Annotated in this window: 2 protein-coding genes; both read right to left on the minus strand. The window is 74.7% G+C overall.

All coding sequences use genetic code 11. From position 1 onward, the window contains the following. On the minus strand, positions 1–778 hold a 778-nt coding region (locus MEICH_RS22995), incomplete at its 3' end, for a coiled-coil domain-containing protein (RefSeq protein ID WP_036218124.1). Next, positions 771–3687, minus strand: a 2917-nt coding sequence (locus MEICH_RS23000; protein ID WP_245587598.1) for a DEAD/DEAH box helicase, incomplete at its 5' end; no start/stop codon positions are given. The genes MEICH_RS23000 and MEICH_RS22995, both read right to left, overlap by 8 nt.

Raw genomic sequence — 3687 nt, forward strand, 5'->3', positions numbered from 1 at the left:
CCTGCAGTTGCCGCTCGAGCTCCTGCTGCCGCCGCAGCTGTGCGCCGAGTTCCTCCTGCAGCCGGGCGTGGTCCTGGCGGAGCGCGCGCAGCTCCTGGTGCAGCTGCTCGCGGGCCGAGCGCTCGGCGGCGAGGGCGTGGGCGAGTTCCTGCCGGTCCCTCACCCCCTGCTCCAGACCCTGAGAAACGTTCCCCAGCCGCAGCTCCACCCGCCCCAGCCACTCCCGGAGCGGGTCAAGCTGGCCGCCCAGCTCCTGGCGCAGGCCCGCCTGGGCCGCCGAGGCCTCGCCCCGCAGCGCCTCCAGCCCCCCGCGCATCTCCTCCCCCAGCTCGCGCAGCGGCTCCCGCACCCGGGCCTCCGCCGCCGTCACCTCCTCGTGGAGGGCCTCGAGCCACTCCTGCTGGGTGGTGGACCACTGCTGCCGGAGGGCCTCGACCCGCTCGCGCAGCTCCCAGAGCAGGCGCTGGTCGCGCAGCTCCTCCAGGTCCTTCAGCAGCTCCGACAGGCGCTGTCCGAGCTGCTCCGCCTGGGCCTTTCCCTCCTCCGCGAGCCGGCGCAGCCACCCCTCCGCCTCGCCCCGGAACCCGCTCCGGGCCTGCTCGAGCTCCGTCCTCAGGCGGGCGACGCGCTCCTCGGCGGCCTGCAGCGCCGCCTCCAGCCGGGGCAGGGACTCCCCGGCACGCCCGAACAGGGCGATGGCCCGGGCCACCTGCTCGTGGGCGGCGTCCAGCCGCTGTTGCTGCTGTGCGATCCATTCGTCGGTCAGGTAGTCAGCCATCCAGTTCCTCCTGCGCCCTCGCCGGCACGGGCTCGGGCGCGACGCCCTCACGGTCGGCCGCCGGGGCCGGCATGGTGCGGTCGACGGCGGCCGTGAAGGCCTCGAGCACCGCCGCGGGCAGCAGCCCGCCCAGGCGCTCGGCGACGCCCACCAGGCCCTCGAGCGACCAGGCGCGGGTCAGGCGCGCCGCCCGCGGGGCGTCGAGTTGTCGCAGGGCCTCGAGCAGCGCGGGGCGGGGGTGGGTGCGCCCCAGGACCCCCTGGGCCTCGCCGGCCAGGTCGTCGGCGAGGCCCGGCAGCCACTCGCCCAGGGCCAGCACGAAGGCCAGCTGGCCCCCCAGGCTCATCCGCGCGCGCAGCATCACCTCCAGGGCGCGCTCGGCCAGCACCTTGGCGGTGGCCCCCTCGCCCTCGAGGCCGGCGGTCAGGGCAGCCAGGAACAGCACCGCCAGGTCGTTGGGCCGCTGCTCGAGCAGGTACTCCACCCGCCCGCGCACCGCGCCCACGAACCCCGCCTCGGCCACCTCGCGGGCATAGGCCGCCAGCGCCTCGAGGTCGTAGCCCGTGAGCACCCGCTCCAAACCCTCCGCCAGGACCCGCTCGCGCGTCGCCTCCTCGGGGACCAGGGCACGCTCGCGCCCGAAGTCGAGGTCCGGCACGCAGGTATCGCAGAAGCCGCAGCGGTAGTCCTGCGGCAGGCGCAGCTCGAAGGCCCGCCGCAGGTATACCCGCCGGCAGCTGCCCTTCGGCAGGTCGGCGTAGTGGTAAAGGTTGCGCAACCCCGCCAGCCGCATGGCGCGGATCGTGGTGTAGAGCGACTCGATGAGGATCTTCCCGGCCCGCTGCACGAACTCGGCCTGGTCGCCCTCGGAGCGGGCCAGTTCCTCGACCTCGGCCAGCACCGCGGCGGGGGTGCCGGTGGCCTCGCCGTAGCCGCGCACGTAGTCGGCCAGGGCGGCGACGCCGCGGGCCCAGGTCCAGTTCTTGTTGAGCTCCGGCCGGTAGGCGCGGCCCCTTTGGCGCGCGTAGGTGCGAAGCACCTCCAGCACCCGCAGGCGGGAGAGGGCCTTCTCCACGGGCTTGTTGTCGCCGGCCCCGGGGAGTTCCTTCAGCGTCTCCCCGGCCAGCGCCCCGGCGTAGGCCTCGGTGAGCCGGGCCAGCTCGTCCCGGGCGCCGGGGAAGTTCTGGTTGATGAAGTAGGCCTGCTGGCCCACGTCGCACAGCTCCTTCAGGCCGTAGGGGCACTCCAGGGTGGGGAAGCCCCGGCTGTTGCGCGCCAGACAGGGAAGGGGCAGGGGGTCGTCCGCCCCCAGCCCGAAGATGGCCCGGTCGTGCAGGTGCTGCTCTTCACAGGCACGGTCAGGAGGCACGGTGACGAGCGCGACGTGGGCGTGGGCGCGGTCGCGGCCGGCCCGGCCGGCCTCCTGGTAGTAGCCCTCCAGGCTGCCCGACATCACGTAGTGCACCACCAGGCGGATGTTCGGCTTGTCGATGCCCATCCCGAAGCCCTTGGTCGAGACCAGCACCGGCAGGCGGTTGTCGAGGAATTGCGCCTGGACCTCCAGCAGGCGCTCGTCCCAGTCGCCGGGGCTGGCGAAGTCGTCTTTCTCGCCAACGAACCCGCAGCCCGCCTCGGCACAGCGGTACCGGCCGTAGTCGCCGTAGTAGCGGGAGGAACCGCAGCGCGGGCAGCGGCCCGGGGCGGAGTTGGAGTGGACGCCCACCGCCCCCTCCGGCAGCACCCCGTCGCGCCGGAGGTGCTCGGCCACCGCCGCGGCGTTGCTGGCGAAGAAGGCGCGGCTGTGCGCGTTGGCGAAGGGGGCGAAGACCACCGCGCCGTGGCGGTGGCGGCCGCGGGGGTCGCGCTCGAGCAGCCCCTCCTCCCCTGCCCCCAGCACCGCGGGCACGACCCGGGTCAGCACCTCGTCCAGCGCCCGCAGCCGCCCCGCGTAGCCCTGGCGGCCGTCGACGACGTGGACGCTGTAGCTCAGCTCGGGCCGGTCGCTGCTGCGGCTCTGGACCACGCTGTCAGGGCCGATGCCCAGCAGGCGCAGGATGTCCGCGCGCACCACCGGCGAGGCGGTGGCGGTGAGGCCCAGCATCGGCACGCGCTCTGCCACCCCCTGCTGCTCGATGTACTGGCGCAGGCCCTTGAGGTGGAGGTAGGCGGTGCGGAAGTCGTGGCCCCACTCCGACGCGCAGTGGGCCTCGTCGACGGCGATGAGGGAGAAGCGGTGGCCCTTGATGAGCTCCACCAGCTCCCGCCGGAAGTCGGCCAGGTCGAGGCGCTCGGGGGCGACGTAGAACAGGCGGTAGCGGCCGTTGCGCAGGTGCTCCAGCGTGGCCTCCGCGGTCCCGGCGGCGTGCTTGCGGCCGCTCATGAAGCCCACCCCGGTGATCCCGTCGCGGTAGAGGTGGTCGACCTGGTCGAGGATCAGCGAGACCAGGGGGGAGACCACCAGGGCGGTGCCCGGCTGGACCAGGGCCGCCAGCTGGTAGATGGCCGACTTGCCGTAGCCCGTCGGCAGCAGCACCAGCAGGCTCTCGCCCGCGAGCACCCGCCGCACGGCCTCGGCCTGCTCCGGCCGCAGGCGCGGGTGGCGGAAGAACCGGCCGAACAGGTGGTCGAGCGCCTCCGGCGCCGGGTCGGCGATGCGGTAGCCCGGGTCGACCCCCGCCGGGTCCTGGATCAGCCCCCGGGCAGCCTCCAGGACCTCATCCGGCTGCCAATCCGCCTGCAGGAGCGGGTCCTGGGGGTCGTCGACGAGCACGTCCGCCTCGCCCACCGGCCCGAGTTCCACCTCCGCCAGCAGCGGGCGCCTCAGCCGGCCCTCGGGGTCGCCCGCGTACACCCGCAGCGCCCGCAGCGAGCCCTCCCCCAGGCCGTCAGCCTCCAGCCGGACCCGCGGC

The organism is Calidithermus chliarophilus DSM 9957, from assembly GCF_000430045.1.
Lineage (GTDB): Bacteria > Deinococcota > Deinococci > Deinococcales > Thermaceae > Calidithermus > Calidithermus chliarophilus.